This window comes from Streptomyces sp. NPDC006458 (assembly GCF_040612135.1).
GTDB lineage: Bacteria > Actinomycetota > Actinomycetes > Streptomycetales > Streptomycetaceae > Streptomyces.
This window is the reverse complement of record NZ_JBEXPR010000037.1, coordinates 21,984-48,876: the sequence shown is the minus strand read 5'-3', so window position 1 is coordinate 48,876 and position 26,893 is coordinate 21,984. Positions and strand designations below refer to the sequence as shown.

Genomic DNA, 26,893 nt, shown 5'->3' with positions numbered 1-26,893 from the left:
AAATGCAGGCCTTCATCCCATACCTCCCCAGGAGGCGGTCCCATGACTGAGGCGACGCAGGACACGGCATCCGCAACGGACACCACCGGCGCGCCCGCCGACGAGACGCCCACCATCCACATCCTCTGGATCAACGCGGGCCTGAGCTGCGACGGCGACTCGGTCGCGCTGACCGCGGCCATGCAGCCGAGCATCGAGGAGATCGTCCTCGGCGTGCTGCCAGGCCTGCCGAAGATCCAGGTGCACTGGCCGCTCATCGACTTCGAGTGCGGTCCGGTCGGCGGCGCGGACACGTTCATCGAGTGGTTCTTCAAGGGCGAGCGGGGCGAGATCGACCCGTTCGTCCTGGTCGTCGAGGGGTCCGTCCCCAACGAGGCGATCAAGCCCGAGGGCTACTGGTGCGGCTTCGGCGACAACCCCGAGACCGGCCAGCCCATCACCACCAGCGAGTGGATCGACCGGCTCGCCCCGAAGGCCCTGGCCGTGGTCGCCATCGGCACCTGCGCCACGTACGGCGGCATCCACGCGATGGCCGGCAACCCGACCGGCGCGATGGGTGTGCCCGACTATCTCGGCTGGGACTGGAAGTCCAAGGCCGGCATCCCGATCGTCTGTGTGCCCGGCTGCCCGATCCAGCCCGACAACTTCGCCGAGACCCTCACCTATCTGCTCTACCAGGCGACCGGCGCCGCCCCGATGATCCCGCTGGACGACAAGCTGCGCCCGGCCTGGCTGTTCGGTGCCACCGTGCACGAGGGCTGCGACCGGGCCGGCTACTACGAGCAGGGCCAGTTCGCGGAGACCTACGACTCCCCGAAGTGCCTGGTGAAGATCGGCTGTTGGGGCCCGGTGGTGAAGTGCAACGTCCCCAAGCGCGGCTGGATGAACGGCATCGGCGGCTGCCCGAACGTAGGCGGCATCTGCATCGCCTGCACGATGCCCGGCTTCCCCGACAAGTTCATGCCGTTCATGGACGAACCCCCCGGCGCCAGGCTGTCCAGCACCGGCAGCTCCATCTACGGCTCCGTGGTCCGCAGACTGCGGACCATCACGGCCCGGACGGTGGACAAGGAGCCCAAGTGGCGCCACACCGGAGAGCGGATCACCACCGGCTACCGGCCGCCCTGGTGACATCCCCCCAGCTGATCACGCGTGACCCGCACAGCTGACCAGGAGTGACCCGCTTCTGCTTCGTGCACCCCCACACCCGAACCTCCCGCGCAACGAAGGGCACGGCAACGACCATGGCAAGGACGAAGGCGGCCGGAGACGGCACAGGTCTGGTGGAGATGTCCTGGGATCCGATCACCCGGATCGTCGGCAGCCTGGGCATCCACACGAAGATCGACTTCAAGCAGAAGAGGGTCGCCGAGTGCTACAGCACCTCGTCGGTCTTCCGCGGCTACAGCGTCTTCATGCGCGGCAAGGACCCTCGCGACGCACACTTCATCACCAGCCGCATCTGCGGCATCTGCGGCGACAACCACGCCACGTGCTCGGTGTACGCGCAGAACATGGCGTACGGCGTGAAGCCCCCGCACCTCGGTGAGTGGATCCTCAACCTCGGCGAGTCCGCGGAGTACATGTTCGACCACAACATCTTCCAGGAGAACCTGGTCGGGGTCGACTACTGCGAGAAGATGGTCAAGGAGACCAACCCCGGCGTCCTCGAACTCGCCGAGCGCACCGAGGCCCCGCACGCCGCCGAGCACGGCTACCGCACGATCGCCGACATCATGCGCTCGCTGAACCCGCTGGAGGGCGAGTTCTACCGCGAGGCCCTCCAAGTCAGCCGCTACACACGGGAGATGTTCTGCCTGATGGAGGGGCGCCATGTGCACCCCTCCACGCTCTACCCGGGCGGCGTCGGCACGGTCGCCTCCGTGCAGCTGTTCACGGACTACATGAGCCGCCTGATGCGCTACGTGGAGTTCATGAAGCGGGTCGTGCCCCTGCACGACGACCTGTTCGACTTCTTCTACGAGGCCCTGCCCGGCTACGAGGAGGTCGGCCGCCGCCGCGTCCTGCTCGGCTGCTGGGGCGCCCTCAACGACCCCGAGTACTGCGACTTCACCTACGCCAACATGACGGACTGGGGGCGGCGCATGTTCGTCACCCCGGGCATCATCGTGGACGGCAAGCTCGTCACCAACGACCTCACGCAGATCAACCTCGGCATCCGCATCCTGCTGGGCAGCTCCTACTACGAGGACTGGGAGGGCCAGGAGCAGTTCGTCACCCACGACCCGCTCGGCAACCCCGTCGACCCGCGCCACCCGTGGAACCAGCACACCATCCCCGCCCCGCAGAAGCGGAACTTCGACGACAAGTACAGCTGGGTGATGTCCCCGCGCTGGTTCGACGGCAAGGAGCACCTCGCCCTGGACACCGGCGGCGGCCCCATCGCCCGCCTGTGGTCCACCGCCCTGTCCGGGCTCGTCGACATCGGCTACGTCAAGGCCACCGGCCACAGCGTGGTCATCAACTTGCCGCGCACGATGACCAAGCCGGAGACCACCTTCGAGTGGAAGATCCCGCAGTGGAGCAACGCGCTGGAACGCAACCGCGCGCGCACCTACTTCCAGGCGTACTCCGCCGCCGTCGCCCTGCACTGCGCGGAGAAGGGACTTGAGGAGGTCCGCGCCGGACGCACCCAGACCTGGGAGAAGTTCGAGGTCCCCGACGAGAGCATCGGCTGCGGCTTCACCGAGGCCGTGCGTGGTGTCCTCTCCCACCACATGGTGATCCGCGACGGCAAGATCGCCAACTACCACCCGTACCCGCCCACCCCGTGGAACGCCAGCGTCCGCGACTCCTACGGCACCCCGGGCCCCTACGAGGACGCCGTGCAGAACACCCCGATCTTCGAGGAGAACTCCCCGGAGAACTTCAAGGGCATCGACATCATGCGCACCGTCCGCAGCTTCGACCCCTGTCTGCCCTGCGGCGTCCACATGTACGTCGGCGGCGGCAAGACCGTGAAGACCCTGCACGTGCCCACCGGCCTGAGCGGACTGGGCGGATGAGCGCGCCGACGACACCCCGGGCCATGACCGCGCAGGAGACCGGCCGCCGGGTCGAGGAGATCCTCGACCGGCTGGCCGCCGGCGGCGACCTGGCCACCGCCACCGCGGCCGAGGAACTCGTCCGGTCCCTCATGGACTTCTACGGCTCCGGACTCGCCCGCATCCTCCAGCTGCTGTCCGCGACCCTCACCGCCCCCGGCGAACCGGCGGCACGGCTCCTCGGCGACGAACTCGTCGCGAGCCTGCTCGTCCTGCACGATCTGCACCCCGAGGACCGCGACACCCGCATCCGCCGCGCCCTCGACAGCGTGCCGGGCCAGGACCTGGAGGTCCTGGGATTCGACCAGGACACCGGCCTGTTGAGGCTGCGGGCGGCTGCCGCGAGCGGCGGCTGCGGCTGCGGATCCGGGGCGGACGGGGCCCGGGAGGCGGTCGAGGCCGCTCTCGCCTGCTTCGCCCCGGAGGTCGGGGCCGTCGACATCGAGACCGCGCCCGCCGGGCCCACGTTCCTGCAGATCGGCGCGGCACCGACGGGGGCCCGATGACCGCGCCCGCCGCCGGCCTGCGCAGATTCCTCGGCGAACGCCCCCCGCGCCCCGAGGTCTGTGAACTGTGCGCGACCGAGGTGCCCGAGGACCACCGCCACCTGGTCGACACCGAACAGCGCGCCCTCGTCTGCGCCTGCGCCGCCTGCGCGGTGCTCATGGAACAGCCGGGCTCCGCCGCGGGCCGCTTCCGCGCGGTCCCGACCCGCTACCTCACCGACCCCGGCCACCGGCTCGACCCCCGGGCCTGGGAGACGTTGCAGATCCCGGTCGGCGTGGCCTTCTTCTTCCGCAACGCCGCGCTCGACCGGCTCGTCGCGCTCTATCCGAGCCCCGCGGGCGCCACCGAGAGCGAACTCGAAGCCGCCGCCTTCGACGAGGTCCTCGGCGGCACCCGGCTCGCCGAGCTCCTCGAACCCGACGTGGAGGCACTCCTGCTGCGCCGCACCGGCGACAGCTGCGAGTGCCACCTCGTCCCGATCGACGTCTGCTACGAACTCGTCGGCCGGATGCGCCTGTTGTGGCAGGGCTTCGACGGCGGCGCCGAGGCGCGGGCCGCACTCGACGCCTGCTTCGCGGACGTCCGGCGCCGGGCACGGCCCCTGAAGGAGACGGAGCGGCCATGACCGAGTTCTCCTTCGCCTGCACCGGCGTCCGCGCCGACCAGTACGCGGCCGGACCCACCCTCGTCTTCCGGCTGCGCGTCACCGCCTCCGGCGACACCCCCGTGCACGCCCTGGCGCTGCGCTGCCAGCTGCGCATCGAACCCGCCCGCCGCGGCTACGCGGCCGCCGAGGCCGACGGGCTCACCGACCTCTTCGGCGAACGCTCCCGCTGGGGCAGCACCCTCCATCCGGTGCAGTTCGCGCAAGTCCCGCTGATGGTCTCCGCGTTCACGGGCGAGACCGAGACCGACCTCGTCGTCCCCTGCACCTACGACCTGGACATCGCCGCGACCCGCTACCTGGACGCCCTCACCGACGGTGAGGTCCCGCTGCTGATGCTGTTCTCCGGTACGGCGTTCACCGGATCCGGCGGCTTCCAGGTGGAACCCGTCCCCTGGGACCGCGAGGCCACCTGCCGGATGCCCGTCGCCACCTGGCGGGAGATGGTCGAGCAGCACTTCCCCGGCTGCGGCTGGATCCGGCTTCCACGCGACACCATGGACGCCCTCCTCGCCTACCGCTCCCGGCACGCCCTGCCCTCCTGGGAGGCCACCCTCCGGGCGCTGCTCGACGGCGGCGCCGCCACGGACGTGCCCGCGAACGACCCGCTGCGCGCCCTCACCGGCACCACCGGAAGGACCCACCCGTGACCGCGACCGCCTTCGCGCCCGAGACCGAGGAGCGCCTCGCCCTCGCCCGGCAGGTCGCCGACGCCGTCCTCTTCGAGGGCTATGTCCTCTACCCCTACCGCGCCTCGGCCGCGAAGAACCGGCTGCGCTGGCAGTTCGGCGTGCTCGTGCCGCCCGCCTGGGGCGCCGAGCACGACGAACACGACTTCCAGCACACCGAATGCCTGATGGAACCGAAGCAGGGCGCGATCCTCTCGGTCGAGGTCCGTTTCCTGCGCGCCCGCCGGCGCACGGTGCAACAGGCGCGCCCGGACGGCGGTTTCGACACCGTTCCCGAACTCCACCTGGACGACCGGGTGCTGATGCCCTGGGACGAGGGCACCGAGGAGCGCGTCGAGCTCGTCGTGCCCGTGGCCGAACTGCTCGGCGACGGTGTCACCCGCCCGTTCACGCTCCCCGCGCGGGAGGACACCGAACCGGTCCTGGACGCCGCCGGACGCACCGTCGGACGACTGCTGCGCCAGTGCGAGCGGACCAGCGGCAGGGTCACCCTGTCCGCCCGCGAACTCGACGGCCCCTACCGCACATCGCGGCTGACCGCGGTCGTCGAGAACACCAGCGACTGGACCCCGAGCGGGGAGCGGGGCGACGGCCGGGAGGCAGCCCTGCCGCACTGCCTGGTCGCCACCCACCTCCTCATGGCCCTCAGCGCCGGTTCGTTCCTGTCGATGACCGACCCGCCCGAGTGGGCCAAGGGCGCGGTCGCCGCCTGCCGCAACCTGCACACCTGGCCGGTCCTCGCCGGCGAGCCCGGACGCGGTGACCTCGTACTCTCCTCGCCGATCATCCTGGAGGACCACCCCGCCATCGCCCCCGAGAGCCCCGGCGCCCTCTACGACGCCACCGAGATCGACGAGATCCTCGCGCTGCGCACGGCCGCCCTCACCGACGAGGAGAAACGCGAGGCCCGCGGCACCGACGCCCGCGCGGCCGCGGTCATCGACCTCGCGGACTCGATGCCCGCGGAGGTGCTGGAACGCCTGCACGGCGCGGTGCGCGGTCTGCGGGAGATCACCGGTGAGGCCGACGGCGGGTTCCCCGACGAGAACGGCGTGCAGCGCCCCGACACCCCCTGGTGGGACCCGGCGAGCGACGCCGGGTTCGACCCGGCGCACGACCGGGTCGTCGTCGGCGGCCGGACCCTCGGAGCGGGCAGCCGCGTCGAACTGCGGCCGGGACTGCGGCACACGGACGCCCAGGACCTGTTTCTCCAGGGCCGCGCCGCCACCGTGGAGGCGGTGCTGCACGACGTCGACGGCGCGGTGCACCTCGCGGTCACGGTCGACGGCGACCCCGGCGTCGACATCCGCCGGGAGCAGGGCCGCTACCTGTACTTCCAGCCCGACGAACTCGTACCGCTGGAGGGCGACGCATGAGCCGTGCCAGAACGCTCGTCGCCGGCATCGGCAACATCTTCCTCGGCGACGACGCCTTCGGAGTGGAGACCGCCCGTCTCCTCGCCGCCCGCGACCTGCCGGACCACGCCGAGGTCGTGGACGTCGGCGTACGCGGTGTGCACCTCGCCTACCAACTGCTGGACGGCTACGACATCCTCGTCCTGCTCGACGCCACGGAGCGCGGCGGGACCCCCGGCACCCTGTACGTCATCGAGTACGACGGTCCGGGCGGCGCCGGAACCACCCCCGCGATCGACGGCCACCGCATGACCCCCGACGCCGTACTGGCGCTGCTGGACACGCTCTGCGCCGGCACCGGCGGACAGCGGCCGCGACGCGTACTGATCGTCGGATGCGAACCCGCCTCGGTCGACGAGGGCATCGGCCTCAGCCGACCGGTGTCCGACGCCGTCCCCGAGGCCGTCCGGCTCGTCGAGGAACTGCTCCGGGACAACGCCCCCGACCTGGCGCGCATCCCCGCCGCCGACACTTCCACAGGAGGAGACAAGGCATGAAGAAGATCATCGCCGCCGGTGCCGCCGGTGCCGCCCTGGCCGCCGTCGCCGCGGTCGTCTCGCAGGTGCTTCCCGACGTCCGCCGCTATTTCCGCATCCAGCGCATGTGACACACCGCCCCGGCACGCCGTCCGGCACGGGTGACCGTCCGCCCCGGTACGCCGCCGCCTTGCGTCGAACGGCGTACCCGCCGCCGCGGGCACGGCGTGCCGGGCCCTCGCACCAGGAGCCCTCGCCTTGAATGAGGGCCGGCCCTGGGAGGACGAGGACCTATGCACGAGATGTCCATCGCGCTGGCCGTGATCGACCAGGTGGAAACGGCCGCCGCGCAGCACACAGGTGTCACCGCCGTGCGATCGGTACGGCTGAAGGTGGGCGAACTCGCCGGTGTCGTACCCGACTCCCTCACCTTCTGCTTCGAACTCGCCTGCGCCGGCACCCTGCTGGAGGGCGCCGAACTGGTCACGGAAGAGGTGCCCGGCCGGGCCCGCTGCACGCCCTGTGCGCGCGAGTGGGCCGTCGGCATGCCGCCCCGGCTGAACTGCCCCGGCTGCGACGGGTCGGCCGTCGAACTGCTCGCGGGCCGGGAGCTGCAGATCACCGACGTGCGGTGGGAGAGCGGCGACCCGGCCGCCCGCGAACCGATCTCCGAGGAGAGCTGAACCATGTGCCGTGTCGTCGACCTGCAACAGGCCGTGCTCGCCAAGAACGACGCCAGCGCCGGACTTCTGCGCAGCCACCTCGCGGCCCGGGGTACCACCGTCGTCAATCTCCTCTCCAGCCCGGGCAGCGGCAAGACCGCGCTGCTGGAACGCGAACTGGTCCTAGCCCGCGAGCGGTCCGTTCCCGTCGCCGCGCTCACCGCCGACCTCGCCACCGAGAACGACGCCGCACGCCTCGCGCGCTCCGGCGTCCCGGTCAAGCAGGTGCTCACCGACGGACTGTGCCATCTGGAGGCGGCGATGCTCGCCGGACACCTGGACGGCTGGCTGCCCCTCGGCACCCGGCTGCTGTTCGTGGAGAACGTCGGCAACCTGGTCTGCCCCGCCTCCTACGACCTCGGCGAGACCCTCCGGGTCGTCCTCGCCTCCGTGACCGAGGGCGAGGACAAGCCCCTCAAGTACCCCACCGCCTTCGGCCTGGCCCACCTGGTGGTGGTGACGAAGACCGACATCGCCGAGGCGGTGGAGTTCGACGAGGACGCCTTCCGCGCGAACGTGGAGCAGGTCAACCCGGGTGTGGAGATCGTGCTGACCTCGGCGCGCCGGGGCGAGGGCGGCGGCGTTCTGCTCGACCGGGCGCTCGCCGCCGCGCAGGGCGCGCCCCCGCACACACCGGTCATGGCCCGCCACCCGCAGCACGGCCACGCGCACCAGGACGCGCACGCACACCCGCACCCGGGCGTGGCCGACGCCCTCGCCCCGGCCCCGACCCGCTCGTGAGCGCACCGGCCCGGCCGGCCGCCGGCCCGCAGGATCCGCCGCACCGCCGACGGGTCGTCGTACGGGGCGTGGTGCAGGGCGTGGGCTTCCGGCCGTACGTCTACGGCCTGGCCAACGAACTCGCCCTGACCGGGCATGTGACCAACACCCCCGAGGGAGTCGTCGTCGAGGTCGAGGGCAGTGCCGCGGCCGTGACCCGCTTCTGCGACCGGATCGCGCTCCAGGCGCCACCGCTGGCCCGGGTGGAGTCCGTCCACCACCGGGAGGTGCCCGCGACCGGGGGCGGGGCCTTCACCATCCTCGCCTCCCGCGCCGGCGGCCCGGCGCGCACCCTGGTCTCGCCCGACACCGCCACCTGCGCCGACTGCCTCGCCGAGCTGGCCGATCCGGCCGACCGGCGCCACCGCCACCCGTTCGTCAACTGCACCCACTGCGGGCCGCGCTTCACGATCGTCACCGGTGTGCCCTACGACCGGGCGAACACCACGATGGCCCGCTTCCCGATGTGCCCCGACTGCGCCCGCGAGTACGGCGATCCGGCCGACCGGCGCTTCCACGCGCAGCCGGTCGCCTGCCCGGCCTGCGGGCCCCGGCTGCGGCTGGTGGTTCCAGGGACCGACAGCACGGCGACGGACGCGGTCGCCGAGGCCCGCGCCCTCCTCGCGCGCGGCGCGATCCTCGCCGTGAAGGGACTCGGCGGCTACCACCTCGCCTGCGACGCCACCGACGAGGCCGCGGTCACCCTCCTGCGGCAGCGCAAGGCACGGGGCGACAAGCCGTTCGCCGTCATGGCCAAGAGCGCGGCCGAGGTCGAGCACCTCGTCCGGCTGGGCCCGCATGAGCGCGGTCTGCTCGAAGGCGCGGTCCGCCCCGTCGTCCTGCTGCGCCGCCGCCCCGCACCGGCGTATCCGGCAGGGTCGGTGCGCCCCGCCGAGGCCGTCGCCCCCGGCAGCCCCGATCTCGGCGTGATGCTGCCGTACACACCCCTGCACCACCTGCTGCTCGGCCTGCCCGGCGACCCGGACGGCCCCCGCCTGCTCGTCATGACCAGCGGAAACCTCTCCGGCGAGCCGATCGTCACCGACGACGCCGAGGCCATGGAGCGACTGGCGCAGCTGGCCGACGCCTGGCTGACGCACGACAGGCCGATCAACGTCCCCTGCGACGACTCCGTGGTCCGTGTCTGCGACGGACAGCCCCTGGTGCTCCGGCGCTCGCGCGGCTACGCCCCGCTGCCGGTGGCGCTTCCCGTGCCCGTACGTCCCGCACTCGCCGTCGGAGGCGACCTGAAGAACGCCTTCTGCCTGGGAGAGGGGCGCATGGCCTGGCTGTCGGCGCACATCGGCGACATGGACGGCCTCGAAACCCAGCACGCCTTCGAAGGCGCCGTGGAACAAATGGAGTTCATCACCGGTGTACGGCCGGGGAGACTGGTCGCCGACCGGCATCCCGGGTACCGCTCCGCGCGCTGGGCCGAGCGGAACGCGGCCGGCCGGACCGTCGTCCGTGTCCAGCACCACCACGCCCACATCGCCTCGACGATGGCCGAGCACGGGCTCGACGGCACTCGGCCGGTGATCGGCGTCGCCTTCGACGGCACCGGGCACGGCGACGACGGTGCCGTGTGGGGCGGGGAGTTCCTGCTCGCGGACTACGACGGCTACCTCCGGTTCGGGCACCTCGGCTATGTCCCCCTGCCCGGCGGCGACAGCGCGGTGCGCAGGCCGTACCGCATGGCCCTGGCCCACCTGCGCGCGGCCGGCCTCGACTGGGCCGGCGACCTCGCCTGCACGACGGCTTGCCCGCCCGACGAACTGCGCTTGCTGGAGCGGCAGTTGGAGCGCGATCTGAACTGCGTCCCCACCTCCAGCATGGGCCGCCTGTTCGACGCCGTGTGCTCGCTCGCCGGGGTGTGCCACCTGGCGGGCCACGAGGCGCAGGCCGCCGTCGAGCTGGAGGCCGCCGCGCTGCGCGCACCGGGCGCGGACACCACCGCGTACCCCTTCGACGTCCGGGCGGGCGAGCCGCTGCGGGCCGACCCGGCGCCCCTGATGGCGGCCGTCGTGGCCGACCTGCGCGCGGGTGTCGGAGCGGACGTGATCGCCGCCCGCTTCCACCGCGGGGTGGCCGCGCTGGTGCACCGGATGTGCCGGCTGGCGCGGGAGCGGCACGGGCTGGACACGGTCGCCCTGACCGGCGGGGTGTTCGCCAACACGCTGCTTTCCACCGCCTGTTCGGCCGCCCTCGGCCAGGACGGCTTCACGGTCCTGCGGCACCGGCTGGTGCCGCCGGGCGACGGCGGCCTGGCGCTCGGCCAGCTGATGGTGGCCGCCCGGACGACGACCGACGACTGAACCACCCGCGACCACAGCGAGGAGAGGCCCATGTGCCTGGCGGTACCCGGCAGAGTGCTGGACATCGAGGACCGGGACGGCACCCGGATGGCCACCGTCGACTTCGGCGGAGTCGTCAAGGAGGTGTGCCTGGAGTATCTGCCGGACCTCCAGGTCGGCGAGTACGCCATCGTGCACGTCGGGTTCGCCCTGCAACGGCTGGACGAGGAGTCGGCGAAGCAGACGCTCGAACTCTTCGCCGAACTCGGCATGCTCCAGGAGGAGTTCGGCGACGCCTGGGAGATGGCGGCGGCCGAGGCGGGCGTCGAACCGGTGGAAGAGGTGCGCAACCAGTGAAGTACATCGACGAGTTCCAGGACCCGGAGCTGGCCCGACGGCTGCTCGACGACATCCACGCCACCGTGACCAGGCCCTGGGCGCTGATGGAGGTGTGCGGAGGGCAGACGCACAGCATCATCCGGCACGGGATCGACCAACTCCTGCCGGACGAGATCGAGTTGATCCACGGGCCGGGCTGCCCCGTGTGTGTGACCCCGCTGGAGATCATCGACAAGGCGCTGGAGATCGCCTCCCGCCCCGAGGTGATCTTCTGCTCCTTCGGCGACATGCTGCGCGTGCCCGGCACCGGCCGGGACCTGTTCCAGGTGCGCGGCGAGGGCGGTGACGTCCGGGTCGTGTACTCCCCGCTCGACGCCCTGCGGATCGCGCGCCAGAACCCGCACCGCGAGGTGGTGTTCTTCGGCATCGGCTTCGAGACCACCGCGCCGCCCAACGCCATGACGGTCCATCAGGCACGCAAGGAGGGCATCAAGAACTTCAGCATGCTGGTGTCCCACGTGCGCGTGCCCCCCGCGATCGAGGCGATCATGTCGTCGCCCACCTGCCGGGTGCAGGGCTTCCTCGCCGCCGGGCACGTGTGCAGTGTGATGGGCATGGGGGAGTACCCGGAGCTGGCCGAGCGCTTCCGGGTGCCGATCGTCGTCACGGGCTTCGAACCCCTGGACATCCTGGAAGGCGTACGCCGCACCGTACGGCAGCTGGAACGCGGCGAGCACACCGTCGACAACGCCTACGCCCGAGCCGTCCGCCCCAGCGGCAACCCGGCGGCCCGCGCCATGCTGGAGGACGTCTTCGAGGTCACTGACCGCGCCTGGCGGGGCATCGGAGTCATCCCCGACAGCGGCTGGCGGCTGTCGCCGAAGTACCGCGACTACGACGCCGAGCACCGCTTCCGCGTGACCGGCATCCGCACCGAGGAACCCGCCGAGTGCCGCAGCGGAGAAGTCCTCCAGGGACTGCTCAAGCCGCACGAGTGCGCCGCCTTCGGCACCCTGTGCACCCCCCGGACGCCGCTGGGCGCCACCATGGTCTCCAGCGAGGGCGCCTGCGCGGCCTACTACCTCTACCGGCGGCTGGAGCTGCCCACCACGCCCCGGGAGGCGAGTCCCGTTGTCTGACCGTACCGAACTCGACCCCGCGCCCCTGGACATCGAGGCGTGGACCTGCCCGGCGCCCGTGCGCGACCGGCCCAGGGTCGTCATGGGCCACGGCGGCGGCGGTGCCCTCTCCGCCGAACTCGTCCAGCAGATCTTCGCCCCCGCCTACGGCGGCGAGACGCTCTCCCAGATGGGCGACGCCGCGGTCCTCGCCCTGGGCGGCGCCCGGCTGGCGTTCTCCACGGACTCCTACGTCGTACGCCCACTGTTCTTCCCCGGCGGCAGCATCGGCGACCTGGCGGTCAACGGCACGGTCAACGACCTCGCCATGAGCGGGGCCCGAGCCGCCTACCTCTCCTGCGGGTTCATCCTCGAAGAGGGCGTCGAGCTGGAGACGGTCACCCGGGTCGCCGAGGCGCTGGGCGCGGCCGCCCGCACCGCCGGCGTGGAGGTGGCGACCGGCGACACCAAGGTCGTCGAGTCCGGACACGGAGACGGCGTCTACATCAACACGGCCGGTATCGGGCTCGTCCCGGCGGGCGTCGATCTGCGCCCGCAGCGGGTGGTTCCCGGTGACGTCGTGATCGTCAGCGGCGCCATCGGTGTCCACGGCGTGGCGGTGATGAGCGTCCGCGAGGGCCTGGAGTTCGGCGTGGAGATCGAGAGCGACTGCGCGGCACTCGGCGGCCTCGTCGAGACCATGCTCGCCGTCACCCCGGATCTGCACGTGCTGCGCGATCCCACGCGCGGCGGTCTCGCGGCCTCCCTCAACGAGATCGCGGCCGCCTCCGGTACGGGCGTGGTCCTGCGGGAACGCGATGTGCCCGTGCCGCCGGAAGTGGCCAACGCCTGCGCCATCCTCGGCCTGGACCCCCTGTACATCGCCAACGAGGGCAAGCTGGTGGCCTTCGTCCCGCGCGAGCACGCCGACGCCGTCCTCGCCGCGATGCGGGCCCATCCGCTGGGCCGGGACGCCGCGGTGGTCGGTGAGGCCGTCGAGACCCATCCGGGCATGGTCGTGGCCCGCACCGGGCTCGGTGGGACACGGGTGGTCGACCTGCCGATCGGGGAGCAACTGCCGCGGATCTGCTGAACCGCGCAGGCCGCGCTCCCACCGCGGCCGCCGCCCCGGCCGCCGTCCCGGCCGTGGTGCGGCGGCCGGGGCGGTGACTCAGCGCCCCAGGTACAGCTCCGTGACGGCCAGCGCGGCAGCCATGATGCTCAGCTGCGGATTGACCCCGGGGCAGGACGGCAGCACCGAGGCGTCGGCGATCAGGACACCCCGCACCCCGCGGAGGCGTCCGTCGGCGTCCGCGGGGCAGCGTCCCGGGCCCGCGCCCGCGGCGATCGTGCCCGTGGGGTGGTGGGCGGAGACATGGAGCCGGTTCGCCCCGGTGCGGGCGAGCAGGTCCTCAAGCTCTTCGAGGGTGCGCACCCGGGGCGTGGCGGGGATGCCCGTCAGTACCTCTTCGGCGCCCGCGGCGAAGAGCAGTTCGCCCATCGCGTGCACCGAACGCAGCAGCCGTCCGGCGTCGCGGCGGTGGAGGTCGTACCGGATCAGCGTGCGATCGCCGCCGAGTACGCGCCCGGAGGGGCGGTCGGCGATCATCGCGCCGAGCGTGGCGAGCCGGTGGGCGTCCTCCAGCTCGCGGCGCAGGTCGGCGCCCAGGCCCGGCAGGACGAAGGTGCCCATGCCGGGCGGCGTGGCGGTGGCCTCGATGAGCACACCGTGGCGTTCGTGGTGCTCCTCCACGCCCACGCTCTGCAGCACCCCCTCCCAGGCGGTGACCGGCTCGGCGAAGCGGCCGGCGAGAGTCGTCGCGGGATGGACGCTCAGATTGCGGCCGAGCCGGGGATGGCGGCCCAGACCGGAGCGGCGCGCACAGCGGCGGCCGTCGCGACCAGACGCGGCGTCAACGGCGGGCGCACGAGGTGGAACCGTGCCGCGCAAGTCCCGGGAGTCGGACGCGGGCGATGTGCCGGGACACCACCCGTTGCGCGACCCCGGCATCGTAGGGCCCCTGGGAGGATCCTCTGTCGCGCAGGTGATCCGCGCGGAGGCGCGGCGCGAGCTGAAGCAACGGCAGGCGGGCCGGGGAGGCCGGGCGGGACCTGCTCGGCCCGCTCACCGCCTCGGGCGGCGGTCTGGGCGCCGCGGAGCCGGCCGAGCCGGCGGGATCACTCAGATCTCCGCGACGCACACCTGAAACGTGAACCAGGTCGTCTTCCCGTCGTCGTTGGGCCGCACCCCCCAGCCGTCGGCGAGTGCGTCGACGAGGAGGAGGCCGCGGCCGGACTCGTCGTCGAGGGAGGCGGGGCGGGGCTGGGGGAGTTGCGGGCTGCGGTCGCTGATCTCGACGGTGAGCTCGGTGGCGTTGCGGCGCAGATGCAGGCTCAGGGGGCCCTGCGCGTGCTGGATGGCGTTGGTGAGGACCTCGGAGACCAGGAGCCGCGCGTCGTCGACGAGGTCGGCGCAGTCCCAGTCGGTGAGGGTCTTGGTCAGGAAGGCGCGTGCCTCGCCGACGGCGGCGGGTACGGCCGGCAGATGGGTGGTCGCGGCGGCGAGCGGGGCGGAGGGGAGGCGGGCCAGGAGCAGGGTGACGTCGTCGTTGTGCCCGTCGGCGTCGGGCAGCAGTGCGGCGAGGACGTGGTCGGCGGTGTCCTCCAGGCTGTCGGTGGCGGCGAAGGAGTCGTCGAGGGCGCGGACGAGCGCGGCGAGTCGGTGCTCGATGTCGCTGCCCGGGGTCTCGATCAGGCCGTCTGTGTAGAGCACGAGCGCGGCCCCGGGCGGGACGGCCACGCGGGCCTGCTGGTGCAGGATGCCGCCGACGCCGAGGGGCGCGCTGACCGGGGCCTGGAGCGCCCGCACGCCGCTGTCCCGGTCAGCGAGCAGGGCCGGCAGATGACCGGCCGAGCAGAAGGTCACCTCGCCCGTGTCCGGGGCGAGGACGAGATAGCAGCAGGTGACCAGCTGGTCGGGCAGGTCGAGATCGGCGACGATCGCGTCGAGAGCCTGCATCAACTGCCGTGGTTCCATGCCGGTCTTGGCCAGGGCGTGCGCGGCGGCCCGTAACTGGCCCATGACGGCGGCGGCGTCCAGGCCGCGGCCCATCACATCCCCGATGAGGATGCCGACCCGGCCCGCCCCCAGCGGGATGAGGTCGAACCAGTCACCGCCCACCCCCGCGCCCTGCGTGGCCGGCAGATAGCGGCTCGCGGTGGCCAGACCCGGAATGGCCGGCGGGGTGCCCATGAGGCTGCGCTGGAGGGTCAGGGCTATGTGGCGCTGCTGCTCGTAGAGGGCCTGGAGTTCGGCTTCGGCGCGTTTGCGGTCGCTGATGTCGCGCACGATGGCGCACGCGCCCTCGACCGTGCCGTCGGCGGCCCGGGTGGGCCACAGGGTCACGTCCACGTCCAGCAGTCGGCCGCTGCGTGTCACCCTGAAGGTCTCGAAGTGCTCGATCTTCTCGCCGCGGGCGAGCCGTTCCAGGAGCGCGGTGATCTCGTGCGCGCGGTCGGGCAGGGCGAGCATGGACACGTTGCGGCCGATCGCCTGCTCGGCGCTGTAACCGTACAACCGCTGGGCGGCGGCGTTCCAGTACGTGATGCGTCCGTCGAGGGTCTTGGCGAGGATCGCGTCCTGGGACGACTCGACGAGGGCGGCCAGGTGGTTGATGTGCTGTTCGGCTGCTTTGCGGTCGCTGACGTCTCGGACGGCGGCGGAGACGAGGAGGCCGTCGGTGGTTTCGAGGGGGCTGAGGCTGATCTCGACGGGGAATTCGGTGCCGTCTTTGCGTAGTCCGTGGAGTTCGAGTCCGGCGCCCATGGGGCGGACCTGGCGGGTGGCGGCGTAGGCGCCGCGGTGGTGGGCGTGTTGGCCGCGGAAGCGGTCGGGGATGAGCAGGTCGACGCTCTGGCCGAGGAGTTCCGCGCGTCCGTAGCCGAAGAGTGTTTCGGTCTGGGCGTTGACGAGTCGGATCCGGCCTTCGCCGTCGACGATGACCATCGCGTCCGGGGCGGCCTCCAACAGCCCCCGGAAGCGCTGTTCGGCCGCTTTGCGGTCGCTGACGTCTCGGACGGCGGCGGAGACGAGGAGGCCGTCGGTGGTTTCGAGGGGGCTGAGGCTGATCTCGACGGGGAATTCGGTGCCGTCTTTGCGTAGTCCGTGGAGTTCGAGTCCGGCGCCCATGGGGCGGACCTGGCGGGTGGCGGCGTAGGCGCCGCGGTGGTGGGCGTGTTGGCCGCGGAAGCGGTCGGGGATGAGCAGGTCGACGCTCTGGCCGAGGAGTTCCGCGCGTCCGTAGCCGAAGAGTGTTTCGGTCTGGGCGTTGACGAGTCGGATCCGGCCTTCGCCGTCGACGATGACCATCGCGTCCGGGGCCGCCTCCAGCAGCCCCCGGAAGCGCTCCTCGCCCGCCTCGGCGCCGTCCACCGGGGTTCCGTGGTGGCAGCAGGCCGGCCGAGTGGTGAGGGTGGTGCGTCTCGTCGCCGTACTGACCATGTCGTCCATGTAGGCCCCAACCGGCTGCTGGTTAACGATGAATCGTGCCATCACAGCGCATCCCGGTTCGCGGCACCCGCGCATGCTCGTTACTGGTCGCCTCGCGTCCGAAGGTGGTCGACACGCTTCGATAGCCTGCCGCTTTCCAGGTCCCGTAAGGTCTCGAACAGGGCGTCCAGCGCGGGCCGGCAGGCGTGTTCGGGTGGCGCCGCGAAGCCGACGAGCAGACCCGGCAGGCGCCCGTCGCCGTCGATGTGGAGCTCGGAACACGGTCTGCCCGCGGAGTACGAGGTGGCCCGCCGGCTGTTCAGTTCGCGCCATCCGGTGATGCTCTGTCCCGGCAACCATGACCGGCGCGAGGCTTTCGGACTCACCTTCTGGGGCAGGCGAGTTCGGCGCGGCCCGTCAACCAGGTGCATCGGAGCGCCGGGGCGGTCATCGCGATGTGCGACTCGTCCGTGCCGGGGAAGGAGGAGGCCTTCCTCGCGGACGAGACCCTGACATGGCTGGAGGACGTCCTGGCCGGGACGTCCGAGCGGACGCCCGTGCCGGTCGGCTTCCATCACCCGCCCGCGCGGCTGCACGTCCCGTTCATCGACGGCATCCGCCAGTTCGGCGCCGAACGGTTCACCGCTCTCGTCGAGCGTCACCCCAGCATCGCGGCGTTCCTCTGCGACCACGCCCACACCGCCGCGGCGACCGCGTTCGCCGGACGCCCCGGGCTGGTCGCCCCCGGAGTCGTCTCCACCCTCCGGCTCCCCTGGGGAGCACCGCGCGCATCCCCAGGACCATGTCCACCTGGACCATCCGCCCGCGCTCGCCTTCCATGTCTTGTCCGGGTCGGGGGAGTTGACCACGCACTTCCGGCACGTCCGCGGGTGGGCCGGCCGGGCCCGGACTTCGGTGGCTCAATGATCGTCCGCTACGCCACGGAAGTTCGCGATCCGTACCCTCCTCCACGCGCCCTGTGGCGCAGGTCACATGTTCGGTGTCCGCCCGCGCAGCCCGCCGCACGCTGCTGAAACGGGTGCCGCCGGGCCGGTGTCCGCTCTGCGAACACCCCAGTCCGGTTAGCGCTCTTGACGTTACGTCAAACATTCATCGAACATTCAGCTCGCACAGCCGCATCTGGCACAGGCACCACACAGCTCCAGCCACCCCGCATCACCGACGCCGCGGGGTGTCACGCACGTTCCGCAACCCAACCCCAGTTCGGAATCACGGAGCCCCCACATGACACTCTCCGCTCACAGACGTGCCCTCGCGCTCGCCGGCACCGCCGTCGCCGCGCTGCTCGCCGGGGCCGTCCCCGCCGCCACCGCCGAGCAGGCCGCTGCCGCCGCGCCCGACATCTCGGTGGCCAACGTCAAGCAGCACCTCGCCGACCTGCAGTCGATCGCGACCGCCAACGGCGGGAACCGCGCCCACGGCCGGACCGGCTACAAGGCGTCCATCGACTTCGTGAAGGCGAAGCTGGACGCGGCCGGATTCACCACGACCGTCCAGCAGTTCACGTACAACGGCAGCACCGGCTACAACCTCATCGCCGACTGGCCCGGCGGCGACGCCAACCAGGTCGTCATGGCGGGTTCGCACCTCGACTCGGTGACCTCCGGGCCGGGCATCAACGACAACGGCTCGGGCTCGGCGGCGATCCTGGAGACCGCCCTCGCCGTCTCACAGTCCGGCTACCAGCCCACCAAGCACCTCCGCTTCGGCTGGTGGGGCGCCGAGGAACTCGGGCTCGTCGGCTCGAAGTACTACGTCAACAACCTGCCGACCGCCGAGCGCGCGAAGATCAGCGGGTACCTGAACTTCGACATGATCGGATCGCCCAACCCGGGCTACTTCGTCTACGACGACGACCCGACGATCGAGCAGACGTTCAAGAACTACTTCGCCGGTCTCGGCGTGCCGACCGAGATCGAGACCGAGGGCGACGGCCGCTCCGACCACGCCTCCTTCAAGAACGTGGGCATCCCGGTCGGCGGGCTCTTCACAGGCGCCAGCCGGGTCAAGACCTCCGCCCAGGTGCAGAAGTGGGGCGGCACCGCGACCGCCTTCGACCGCTGCTACCACTCCTCCTGCGACACCACCTCGAACATCAACGACACGGCCCTGGACCGCAACAGCGACGCCATCGCCCACGCGATCTGGACCCTGTCCTCCGGGACGACCCCGCCGACCGGGACGGTCTTCGAGAACACCGCCGATGTCTCCATCCCGGACAACGGCGCCGCCGTGACGTCCTCGGTCAACGTCACGGGCATCACCGGCAACGCGCCCAGCAACCTCGCCGTCGGCGTGGACATCATCCACACCTGGCGCGGTGACCTCGTCGTCGACCTCGTCGCCCCCGACGGCACGGTCTACAACCTGAAGCCGTTCTCGTCGTCCGACTCGGCCGACAACGTCCAGACCACCTACACGGTCAACGCCTCGTCCGAGGTCGCCAACGGCAGCTGGAAGCTGCGCGTGCAGGACCAGGCCTCGGCCGACACCGGCTACATCAACAGCTTCAAGCTGACCTTCCCGTGACAGACCCCCGGGTGGGCCGGCGAGAGCTCCCGACCCACCCGGGTCCCAGCCTGCGAGAGCGGAACCGGGGCACCCCCGCCGGGCACGCGGAACCAGGGCACCCCCGCCGGGAACATCGAAGTGGCGATCTCCGACCACGCCGTCATGGTGAGTTGGAGGAGGGGGCGGCGTCGGTCACGCCCCCAACATCGGTCACGCGTCCGACATCGGTGACGCCGTGAACGCCGTGAACGCCGTGAACACCTGGAACACCCGAAACACCTGGAACACTGGGAAGCCGGGGCACGTCCGGCGGTGTGGTGCCGTACCCGCCGTTTGAACGGCAGAGTACGAGCCGCCCGTCGGCCTCTGCCATTTCGGCAGAAGGTTCGTTGAACGAGACGCCCGGTGGGCACGTTCAGTATGACGACGGGTCTGCGCCCGTCGGATCTGCCCTGCCCTGCCCCATCCCGTTCCGTCCGCCATGGACGCACCGACCGATTCCAGGAGTACCCGCCGATGAACAACACACCTGTCAGTGACCGGCTGGCGAAGCACCAGCCCGTCGTCCTGGGGCTGTTCCGCATCGTCCTAGGCCTGTTGTTCACCAGCGAGGGCGCCGCCACGGTGTTCGGCGTCCTGGACCGCGAGAGCAGCGCCGTGGGCGAGTGGCCCTTCTGGTACGCCGGGGTGATCGAGCTCGTCTGCGGTGTCCTCGTCCTGTTGGGCGTCGCGACGCGCGCCGCGGCCTTCCTCTGCTCCGGCATCATGGCCTTCGCCTACTTCACGGAACACCAGAAGGACGGCCTCTTTCCGCTCCAGAACGGCGGCCTGGCCCCGGTGCTGTTCTGCTGGGGCTTCCTGATGCTGGTGTTCTTCGGACCGGGCGCCCTGTCCCTGTCGGCGCTGTTCGCCCGCAGCGCGCCCCGCGGCGCCGTCCAGCCGGCACACGGGCGTACGCCCTGAGGCGCTGAGGCCCCGAGGCGCGAAGTGCGCCGCGACACCTGGGCCTTGAGGTCCGCGACACCGGCCTGGTCCTGGTGAGCGGCAGCCCGGCGGACCCCGGTCGAGCTGAGGGTGTCCGAGGTCTGTGGGCAGCACCCTTCGGGGCGCTACGGAGCGGCCGGGGGAGCGGGCGGTGCGGGCTCGGCGGGTGCGCGTGGGGGTGCGGGTGCGGGGGCCTCGCCGGTCCTGTGGAAGTGCCGGACCGCCGCGAGCATCTCGGCCCGCTCCTCGCGCGGATACGCGTGCAACGGCTTCAGCGACTCCCGCTGGTCCACGAACGTCCGCACGAACGCCCGCACCACTCCCTCGGCCAGCAGGAGCCCGACGGAGACGGCGACCAGATAGAAGGAGTCCCTGGCCAGATTCGGGCTGTCCCCGTGGTCGGCGGACCCCGCCCACATCAGTATCTTGACCTGCTGCACACCAAGGACGACAACCACCAGACTCCACACCACACCGGCCGTGTAGGCCGACAGGTTCCGCTGGGAGAGCGCCAGGAAGCTCACCGTCGACACATGCGCCGCACGCAGGTCCTCCGGGTCGGGTGCCCCGCCCCGCCGCATGGCGTCCAGCACTCTCAGACGTGCCTCGACGGTCCTGCGCACGTCCGCCGTCTGCGAGTCGCCCAACCGCCGCATCAGCGTGTACGTCTGGATCGTGCCGACCGCGAGGACGGTCACGATGAGCGTCGTGAGGAGCGCGGCGTAGTCGTCGCTCATCGCCCACTTCATGATTCCCCCCATGGTCGTACGGCCCGTGATCGCGAACCTACTCCCTGCCCCGCGAGTGCCGCGGCCGATGCCGCCACCGTGTGAAGGTCGTCATGCTCCGGCATGCACATGTGCGGCCCACAGCAGCGGGCTGAGCCGGCGATCGAGACCGTCCGGCATGTCCCGGCCGTCGCGGGCGTCCCTGACGGCCCGATGCAGGGCGTGTGCGGCCCGCCGGGGGTCCAAGTCCGCGCCGTGGGTCTTCAGGCCCTCGTAGAAGCGCCGGGCGACGGTGAGGGCGACATCGTCGGCGATCTGCCACAGGGTGCCGATGACGTGGGGGAAGCCGGCGAGCTGGAAAGCCGAGGTGAGATGGATCGACTCGTCGAGCAGCTCCACCTTGTCGGCGGCGGCCGTGTGGCAGGCGGAGAGGTAGGCCAGTCTGGCCTGGTCGAGAACGAGGGGCGCCAGGCCGTCGACGGTCAACGGGTCACTCAGGTGATCGTGCAGCAGGAGGCGGCTCCTCGAAGGATCGACGGCATCACTCGTGCCGTGACAGGCGAAGTGCGCGAAGGCGCTCTCGGGCAGGAGCCTGAACACATTGGCCTTCGTAGGCATGAGCGCGTCCTCGGGCACGCCGACCGGGTCAGGGGCCCTCAGCACAAGGGGGTTGGGCAGCAGGGCGCGCAGCTCGGTGGCCTCCTGGTCGACGCACCCCAGTCGGCCCTCGCCGGGCAGTCCGGGTGTCGTAGGCATGGCCACGACGAGGCTGCGCGCGGTCCGGTGAGGCGCCTGATCGCGCTCACGGGCATGGCGCAGGGCTGCCACGGTGGGGGTGTACGAGGAGACGACACGGTCCATCACGGTGCGACGGCCGCCCGCGGCCCCGGAGCCGACGTGATACCCGGCGGCATGCAGCGGCAGCAGCCCCAGCAGACCGCCCGGCGCCCACCAGACCCGTGGCAGTGTCTCCCCGCCGCTCTCCTCACCGACCGGGGCCTCGCCGTGGCCGAGGGCGTCGAGGACCGGGCCGGCGGCCGCGTCCCACAGCCACTCCAGCACCGCGACGAGCTCGGCCTGAGCCTGTTTCCTCTCCAGGGGCGTGGTGCCGGACACGGCGAGAGACTGAGCCCGGCGGAAGGCACCGGTCCGCTCGACGACGCTGACGGCGGTGAGGGCCGGCAGCGGCAACGCGGTGACGCCGTCGCTGTTCAGCAGCAGCGCGTCGCCGCGGTATCGGCTGACGTTGAACACGACCACGGGGCCTTGCGCGGCCTGGGCGACGAGTTCACCCGTCTCGGGCGGCCGCGCGAACGAGGTGAACCCCTCCAGCGCGCGGATCTCGCCGAGGACAGCGGCCAGTTCTCCGGCCGCGTCGCGTCGTTGCCGTGCCCTTGGGTCCTGGCCCGGCAGCGCCGCCACGTCCACGGCGGACTGCCCCGGCGCGTCCAGCACCTCACGCAACCGCTCGAAGCGGCGCGCCAGTTCAGGGTGTCGTGCGCGCAGGTCGGTGACGTCGCTGCGCGTCTGGAGCCGTTGACCGAGCAGGACCGCCCGGCCGGCCTCCAGCACTCTCAGAGCCCGCTCCACCCGCTCCCGCGGTGTCCCCGACCCGGCGGCGAGGGCCAGCGCCGCCGCATCGCTGGCCAGGCCCGCGAACCCTCCGATAGCGCGCTGCTGGTCGCCGCGGTGCAGCTGCCGGGGGGCCACCTGGGGCAGGAGCAGGACGGAGGCTTCGGCGACATCCGCCGCCGCATCGGTCCTGCCGGATGCCGCCAGCACGGTCACTGCCGCGATCCCCGCCCGGATACGCAGGGAAGGAGACGCCGAGGGGAGGTGCGCGGCCTCCGTGTAGCAGGCCGCCGCTTGCTCCGTGGCGGCCGGGTCCTGAAAGGTCTCACCGTGGCGACGCAGCGCGATGCCGAGATTGAGCAGGACAGCGGCGCGGTCCGGGTGGTCGCCGGGTGCCGAGGCGACCGCCTCCCTGCCGATGGTGACGGCCGCCCGCAGTTGCTCCGTCCCGCCGGTCTGCTCGAACCGAAGCCGCAGGGCGTGGCCGAGGCTGGACAGCCGGGTGGCACGTGCGGAGTGGCCGGCCGGAGTGGAGTCGGCCGCTTCCCGGAGTCGGGTTACGGCCCTGTCCAGGTCTGAGCTCGCGCCGTTGTGCTGGTGTCGTTGCAGCAGCGCGGCGCCGAGCGAGGTGAGGTACTCCGGGCGGTCGACGTGGTTCCGCGGGGCCTCGGTGACCGACCGCTCTCCCGCGTCGATGGCGGCGTCGAGATCCGCGGCCGCGCCGTCCCGCTGGAATCGGCTGATCAGCGGGTTGGCGAGGTTGGCCAGGAACGCCGCTCGTTCGGCACTCCCGACGGGCGCGGCGGACACGGCACGCTCACCCACGGCGATGGCCGCGTCCAGGTCGGTCCCCCCGCCGGTCCGCTGGAAGCGCGAGTGCAGCGCGTTGCACAGGTTGGACAGGCGCCCGGCCAGCGCGGGATGGTCGACGGGAGTGGCGGCGATCGCGCGCTCCAAGTGGGCGATGGCGATGTCCAGGTCCGCTTCCGATCCGGTGCGTATGAACCGGGCGCGCAGCACGCTTGCCAGTTGGGAGAGGAGTGCCGGAAGCAAGGGGTGGTCGGCGGGCGAGGCCGTGAGGGCCTCCTGGGTGACGGCGATGGCGGCGTTCAGATCCGAAACGGTGCCGCGCCGTTGGTATCTGCTGGTCAGCGCGCTTCCGAGGTTGCTGAGGAGACCGCCGCGTGTCGGGTGCCCGACGGGCGTGGCCGCCACCGCTTGCTCGTACGCGGCGACACCGGCGTCCAGATCGTCCTGCGATCCGTGGCCTCTGAAACGGGCCAGCAGGGCCATGCCGAGGTTGCTGAGCGTCAACGCCCGGCCGGGGTGGGAGAGGGGGAAGGCGGCGACGGCCCGCCGGAGATGGCCGATGGCCGTGTCGAGCTCAGCCGCCGAGCCTGTCCAATGGGCTCGGCGTGTCAGTGCCGCGCCGAGGTTGACGAGGATCACCTGGGCGGTGTCGGGATCGGGGCCGAGGGCCAGTGCCTGTTGCAGGAGTTCGACGCCGGAGTCCAGGTCCTGCGGTGTGCCGGACCGTTCGAACCGCCGCGTCAGCGCGGCACCCGCGTTGGCCAGGAGGCCCGAACGCTCGGGGTGATCCGCCGGAAGGGCGTCCGCCGCCTGCCGGAAGTGTTCGACGGCGGTGGCCAGGTCGGCCGGTGAGCCGGTCCATTCGAAACGGATCTGCATCGCGGTGGCGATGTTGGCGAGCCGGCTGCCGCGTTCGGGGTCGTCGTCCGGCAGTGCGGCCGTGGCGTGCCGAAGGTGGGTCACGGCGGCCGCCAGATCCGCTTCCGAGCCCGTCCGCTCCCCTCTGCGTAGCAGTGCCTTGCCCAAGTGGGACAGCAGCAGGGCGTGTTGCGGGTGCTGGGGCGGTATGGCGGTGATCGCCTCCCGCACCACCGTGACGGCTGTGTCCAGGTCGGCGGACGAACCTCTGCGTTCGAATCGCTGCACGAGTGCGCCGCTCAGGTTGGACACGACCGACGCTCTGCCGGGCAGATCGGAGTCGGCCAGTACCACGGCCCGTTCGAGGTGGCGCACCGCGACGTCCAGGTCTTCGTCGGAGCCCGAGCGCTCGCCTCTCTCCCGCAGCGCTGACGCGAGGTTGGACAGCAGGACCGCCCGTTCCGGATGGTCGTCGCCGGTGCAGTGAACGATGCGCTGCCAGAGGCTGATCGAGACAGTGAGCGGGTGCGGATCCGCGACGTGCATGGCGGTGCTGAGGAGGTGCACGGCCGACGGGGTCACGGCGTCGGCGAGCAGCGGCAGCATCGGCTCCGGCAGATCCTCGACACCGGCCGCGAAAGGGAGGGCCAGTGCGGACACGGCGGACTGCCGGGACGTCTCGGCCTCGTCACCCACCAGCGCCTGGCCGCGGTACCAGTGGAACCAGCCGAGCACGAGTCCCGTCCGTACGTCCTGTTCGCCGCTCACCGAGGCGAGCCGCTGGGCCTCGTAGAGCGCCGCGGGCCCGAGCACCGCCGACAGATCCCGCCCGCCGCGGACCTGACGTAAGCGGGCTTCGACGGCCTTCAGCCAGACATCGCGCACCGCGTCTCCCCCTCGCCGACGCTTGGTGATGCTAGCGGCCCGTTCCGTGAAGTACGGGGTGATCAGCCGAAGGACCAGGCCGGAGTCTGGACCGTCCTCGCGGGAGTCGCCGCCGTCGTGGCCATCCCCGACGCCGCCCGGCGCGTGATCGGCCTCCACGCGCTCTGGGCACAGCCAACCTCCGTGTCGGGCAGCCGTACGGCCTCCGCCACCGGCGACGCCGCGCGGACCAGCCCGGACAAGCCGGGAGCGACGACTCCGTCGAAGCGCGGACTGACGGCTCCACCCGCCTGACGGCTCCACCCGCCTGACGGCTCCACCCGCCTGACGGCGGTGACACCGTCGCGGTGGGCCCCGCCCGACAGCCCCGCCTGCTCCTGGCCCGCGCCGGCGCCGAGCCCGAAGTGGAGACCGCCTCCGCCCTGGTCGCCGAGGCGCTCCGCACCGCCTGCGCCACCCGCGTCGGCACTGCTCGCCCGCATTGCCCCGAGCGCCCCGGGCACGTCGCCGGCCTCGCTCGGCCAAGGCCCGCCCGGATCGTCAGGCGGGCGCCGGACCTCCCCTGCGGCAACCCGTCAGGTGATGCCGCGCACAATTGTTCGGAAATCGTACGGTGGGCGTGTTAGCTTCCGGCCGTGACTCTCCCGGCTGTGGATGCGCCCGTGACCGTTACCGAAGGAGCCGGGCACAGCCCGGCGGCCCACCCTTCGTACCCGGGCGACGGTGACCCCCTGGGGCTGCTCGATCTGTTCGGCGCCCCCTTCGTCCGCGACCCCTACCCCTGGCTCGACCGGTTGAGGTCCGAGTCTCCCGTGCATCACGACCCCGCCACCGGGCTGTGGCTGGTCAGCCGCCACCAGGACGTACGCGAGATCCTGCTCGACAACGACCGGTTCCTGCCCGACAACGCCCAGCACGCCGCCACGCCGCTGCCCGTCGCCGTGCTGAGGGTGTTCGCCCGGGCCCGTTTCGCCCTCCCTCCGGCGCTGGCCAACAACGGCACCCCCAGTCACGCGGGGCTGCGCCGGGTGGTGACGAGGTTCTTCAACGCGCAGCGCGTCGCGGCCGCCGTGCCGGTGATCGAGCGCGTCGCCGAGGAACTGCTCGACGCGGTGCGGCCGGGGCTCGAAAGCACCGGCGGCTGCGACCTGTTCACCTCGTTTGCGCAGGTACTCCCGTGCCGGGTGCTGATGGAACTGCTCGGCATCCAGGGGGTCGAGCCGGCCACGCTGATCCGCTGGAGCGATGCCTCGCTGGAGCTGTTCTGGGGCAGGCCGACGCTGGAGCGGCAGCTGGAACTCGCGGAACTGGTCGTGGAGTTCCAGCGCTGGCTCACCGAGACCGTGCGCGGCGGCGCAGCCCCGGAGGACTCCTTCATCGGGGCACTGGCGCGTCACCGTCTGCCCGACGGCAGTCTCCTGGACGTCGAGACGGCGGTCGGCGCGTGCTTCTTCGTCTTCATCGCGGGCCAGTCCACCACCGGACAGCTCGTCGCCACGGTGCTGAGCAGGGCGCTGGCCGAGCCCGGCATCTGGCCGCGTGCGGCGGCGGAGGAAGGGCTGGCCGAGGCCTGGGTGGAGGAGGTCCTGCGGCGCGAGCCGCCGGTGACCACCTGGCGCCGGGTGACCGCGCGGGCCACCCGGCTGGGCGGGGTGGAACTCCCGTCCGGCGCACAGCTGTTGCTGATGCTCATGGGCACCGGATCCGATCCGGACCTCTTCCCGGACCCGGAGCGGATGTGCCCCCACCGGGCCAACATCCGCCACCACCTGGCCTTCGGTGTCGGCCGTCATCGCTGCCCCGGGGCGTCCCTGGCACGCACGGAGGCCGCCGTGGCCCTGCGGTCGGCGGCGCGCGCCCTTCCGCACATCCGGTCGGCGGCCGAGTCGGCGGAGCCCCCGATGCTCGGCCTGCTGTCGTTCCGCGCACCCTTGCGAGTGGCGGTGGAACACCGGCCGTAGGCCCG

At 72.0% G+C, this 26,893-nt stretch carries 21 protein-coding genes; 16 read left to right on the top strand and 5 right to left on the bottom strand.

All coding sequences use genetic code 11. From position 1 onward, the window contains the following. Positions 1-42: 42 nt before the first annotated feature. The 13 genes from ABZZ79_RS34760 (at position 43) to hypE (ending at position 13,162) form a co-directional block, all read left to right on the top strand. Complete coding sequence (locus ABZZ79_RS34760) at positions 43-1,131, top strand: hydrogenase expression protein HypE (RefSeq protein WP_356695770.1); 1,089 nt, start codon at positions 43-45, stop codon at positions 1,129-1,131. Positions 1,132-1,244: 113 nt separating this feature from the next. Continuing rightward, positions 1,245-3,026 (top strand): nickel-dependent hydrogenase large subunit, encoded by a 1,782-nt coding sequence (locus tag ABZZ79_RS34755; protein WP_356695768.1) that lies wholly within the window; start codon positions 1,245-1,247, stop codon positions 3,024-3,026. Next, positions 3,023-3,571: a hypothetical protein gene (locus tag ABZZ79_RS34750; RefSeq protein ID WP_356695766.1), complete on the top strand. Its 549-nt coding sequence runs from the start codon at positions 3,023-3,025 to the stop codon at positions 3,569-3,571. The genes ABZZ79_RS34755 and ABZZ79_RS34750 overlap by 4 nt, the downstream gene beginning before the upstream one ends. Beyond that, on the top strand, positions 3,568-4,197 hold the full coding sequence (locus ABZZ79_RS34745) for a DUF5947 family protein (protein WP_356695764.1): 630 nt from the start codon (positions 3,568-3,570) through the stop codon (positions 4,195-4,197). The genes ABZZ79_RS34750 and ABZZ79_RS34745 overlap by 4 nt, the downstream gene beginning before the upstream one ends. Further along, positions 4,194-4,886 (top strand): DUF6084 family protein, encoded by a 693-nt coding sequence (locus ABZZ79_RS34740; protein ID WP_356695762.1) that lies wholly within the window; start codon positions 4,194-4,196, stop codon positions 4,884-4,886. The genes ABZZ79_RS34745 and ABZZ79_RS34740 overlap by 4 nt, the downstream gene beginning before the upstream one ends. Next, complete coding sequence (locus tag ABZZ79_RS34735) at positions 4,883-6,301, top strand: hypothetical protein (RefSeq protein ID WP_356695760.1); 1,419 nt, start codon at positions 4,883-4,885, stop codon at positions 6,299-6,301. Before ABZZ79_RS34740 ends, ABZZ79_RS34735 begins: the two co-directional genes overlap by 4 nt. Continuing rightward, the gene (locus ABZZ79_RS34730) at positions 6,298-6,837 is read left to right on the top strand and encodes a hydrogenase maturation protease (RefSeq protein WP_356695758.1); all 540 of its coding nucleotides are present in this window, start codon (positions 6,298-6,300) and stop codon (positions 6,835-6,837) included. Before ABZZ79_RS34735 ends, ABZZ79_RS34730 begins: the two co-directional genes overlap by 4 nt. A gap of 272 nt (positions 6,838-7,109) precedes the next feature. Then, positions 7,110-7,499 (top strand): hydrogenase maturation nickel metallochaperone HypA, encoded by a 390-nt coding sequence (gene hypA / locus ABZZ79_RS34725; RefSeq protein WP_356695756.1) that lies wholly within the window; start codon positions 7,110-7,112, stop codon positions 7,497-7,499. Positions 7,500-7,502: 3 nt separating this feature from the next. After that, complete coding sequence (gene hypB, locus ABZZ79_RS34720) at positions 7,503-8,279, top strand: hydrogenase nickel incorporation protein HypB (RefSeq protein ID WP_356695754.1); 777 nt, start codon at positions 7,503-7,505, stop codon at positions 8,277-8,279. Further along, positions 8,276-10,633, top strand: a complete 2,358-nt coding sequence (gene hypF, locus ABZZ79_RS34715; RefSeq protein ID WP_356695752.1) for a carbamoyltransferase HypF — start codon at positions 8,276-8,278, stop codon at positions 10,631-10,633. The genes hypB and hypF overlap by 4 nt, the downstream gene beginning before the upstream one ends. 30 nt (positions 10,634-10,663) lie before the next feature. Continuing rightward, positions 10,664-10,969, top strand: a complete 306-nt coding sequence (locus ABZZ79_RS34710) for a HypC/HybG/HupF family hydrogenase formation chaperone (protein ID WP_356695750.1) — start codon at positions 10,664-10,666, stop codon at positions 10,967-10,969. Beyond that, positions 10,966-12,090, top strand: coding sequence for a hydrogenase formation protein HypD (hypD, locus tag ABZZ79_RS34705; RefSeq protein WP_356695748.1), 1,125 nt, complete (start codon positions 10,966-10,968; stop codon positions 12,088-12,090). Before ABZZ79_RS34710 ends, hypD begins: the two co-directional genes overlap by 4 nt. Then, positions 12,083-13,162 (top strand): hydrogenase expression/formation protein HypE, encoded by a 1,080-nt coding sequence (gene hypE / locus ABZZ79_RS34700; RefSeq protein WP_356695746.1) that lies wholly within the window; start codon positions 12,083-12,085, stop codon positions 13,160-13,162. The genes hypD and hypE overlap by 8 nt, the downstream gene beginning before the upstream one ends. A 78-nt stretch (positions 13,163-13,240) precedes the next feature. On the opposite strand, the gene ABZZ79_RS34695 is transcribed toward hypE, so the two are convergent. From ABZZ79_RS34695 to ABZZ79_RS34685, 3 genes are all read right to left on the bottom strand, one after another. Continuing rightward, positions 13,241-14,020 carry a GMC family oxidoreductase gene (locus tag ABZZ79_RS34695; protein WP_356695744.1) on the bottom strand — a complete coding sequence of 260 codons (780 nt, stop codon included), beginning with the start codon at positions 14,018-14,020 and terminating at the stop codon, positions 13,241-13,243. Positions 14,021-14,251: 231 nt separating this feature from the next. Then, a complete protein-coding gene (locus tag ABZZ79_RS34690) occupies positions 14,252-16,621 on the bottom strand; it encodes a PAS domain S-box protein (RefSeq protein ID WP_356695742.1) in 2,370 nt (789 codons plus the stop codon). Positions 16,622-16,659: 38 nt separating this feature from the next. Further along, the gene (locus ABZZ79_RS34685) at positions 16,660-17,220 is read right to left on the bottom strand and encodes a hypothetical protein (protein WP_356695740.1); all 561 of its coding nucleotides are present in this window, start codon (positions 17,218-17,220) and stop codon (positions 16,660-16,662) included. A gap of 583 nt (positions 17,221-17,803) precedes the next feature. Here ABZZ79_RS34685 and ABZZ79_RS34680 point away from each other — a divergent pair. After that, entirely contained in the window at positions 17,804-19,108 is a 1,305-nt protein-coding gene (locus ABZZ79_RS34680) for a M28 family metallopeptidase (protein ID WP_356695738.1), read from the top strand. A gap of 498 nt (positions 19,109-19,606) precedes the next feature. Continuing rightward, positions 19,607-20,053 carry a DoxX family protein gene (locus tag ABZZ79_RS34675; protein ID WP_356695736.1) on the top strand — a complete coding sequence of 149 codons (447 nt, stop codon included), beginning with the start codon at positions 19,607-19,609 and terminating at the stop codon, positions 20,051-20,053. A 146-nt stretch (positions 20,054-20,199) separates the two neighbouring features. Here the strand turns inward: ABZZ79_RS34675 and ABZZ79_RS34670 are convergent, their stop codons facing one another. Both ABZZ79_RS34670 and ABZZ79_RS34665 read right to left on the bottom strand, forming a co-directional pair. After that, the gene (locus tag ABZZ79_RS34670) at positions 20,200-20,811 is read right to left on the bottom strand and encodes a hypothetical protein (RefSeq protein ID WP_356695734.1); all 612 of its coding nucleotides are present in this window, start codon (positions 20,809-20,811) and stop codon (positions 20,200-20,202) included. 102 nt (positions 20,812-20,913) lie between these two features. Continuing rightward, positions 20,914-25,086 carry a CHAT domain-containing tetratricopeptide repeat protein gene (locus ABZZ79_RS34665; RefSeq protein ID WP_356695732.1) on the bottom strand — a complete coding sequence of 1,391 codons (4,173 nt, stop codon included), beginning with the start codon at positions 25,084-25,086 and terminating at the stop codon, positions 20,914-20,916. Positions 25,087-25,589: 503 nt separating this feature from the next. Here ABZZ79_RS34665 and ABZZ79_RS34660 point away from each other — a divergent pair. Beyond that, positions 25,590-26,888 (top strand): cytochrome P450, encoded by a 1,299-nt coding sequence (locus ABZZ79_RS34660; RefSeq protein WP_356695730.1) that lies wholly within the window; start codon positions 25,590-25,592, stop codon positions 26,886-26,888. The last annotated feature ends 5 nt before the right edge of the window (positions 26,889-26,893 follow it).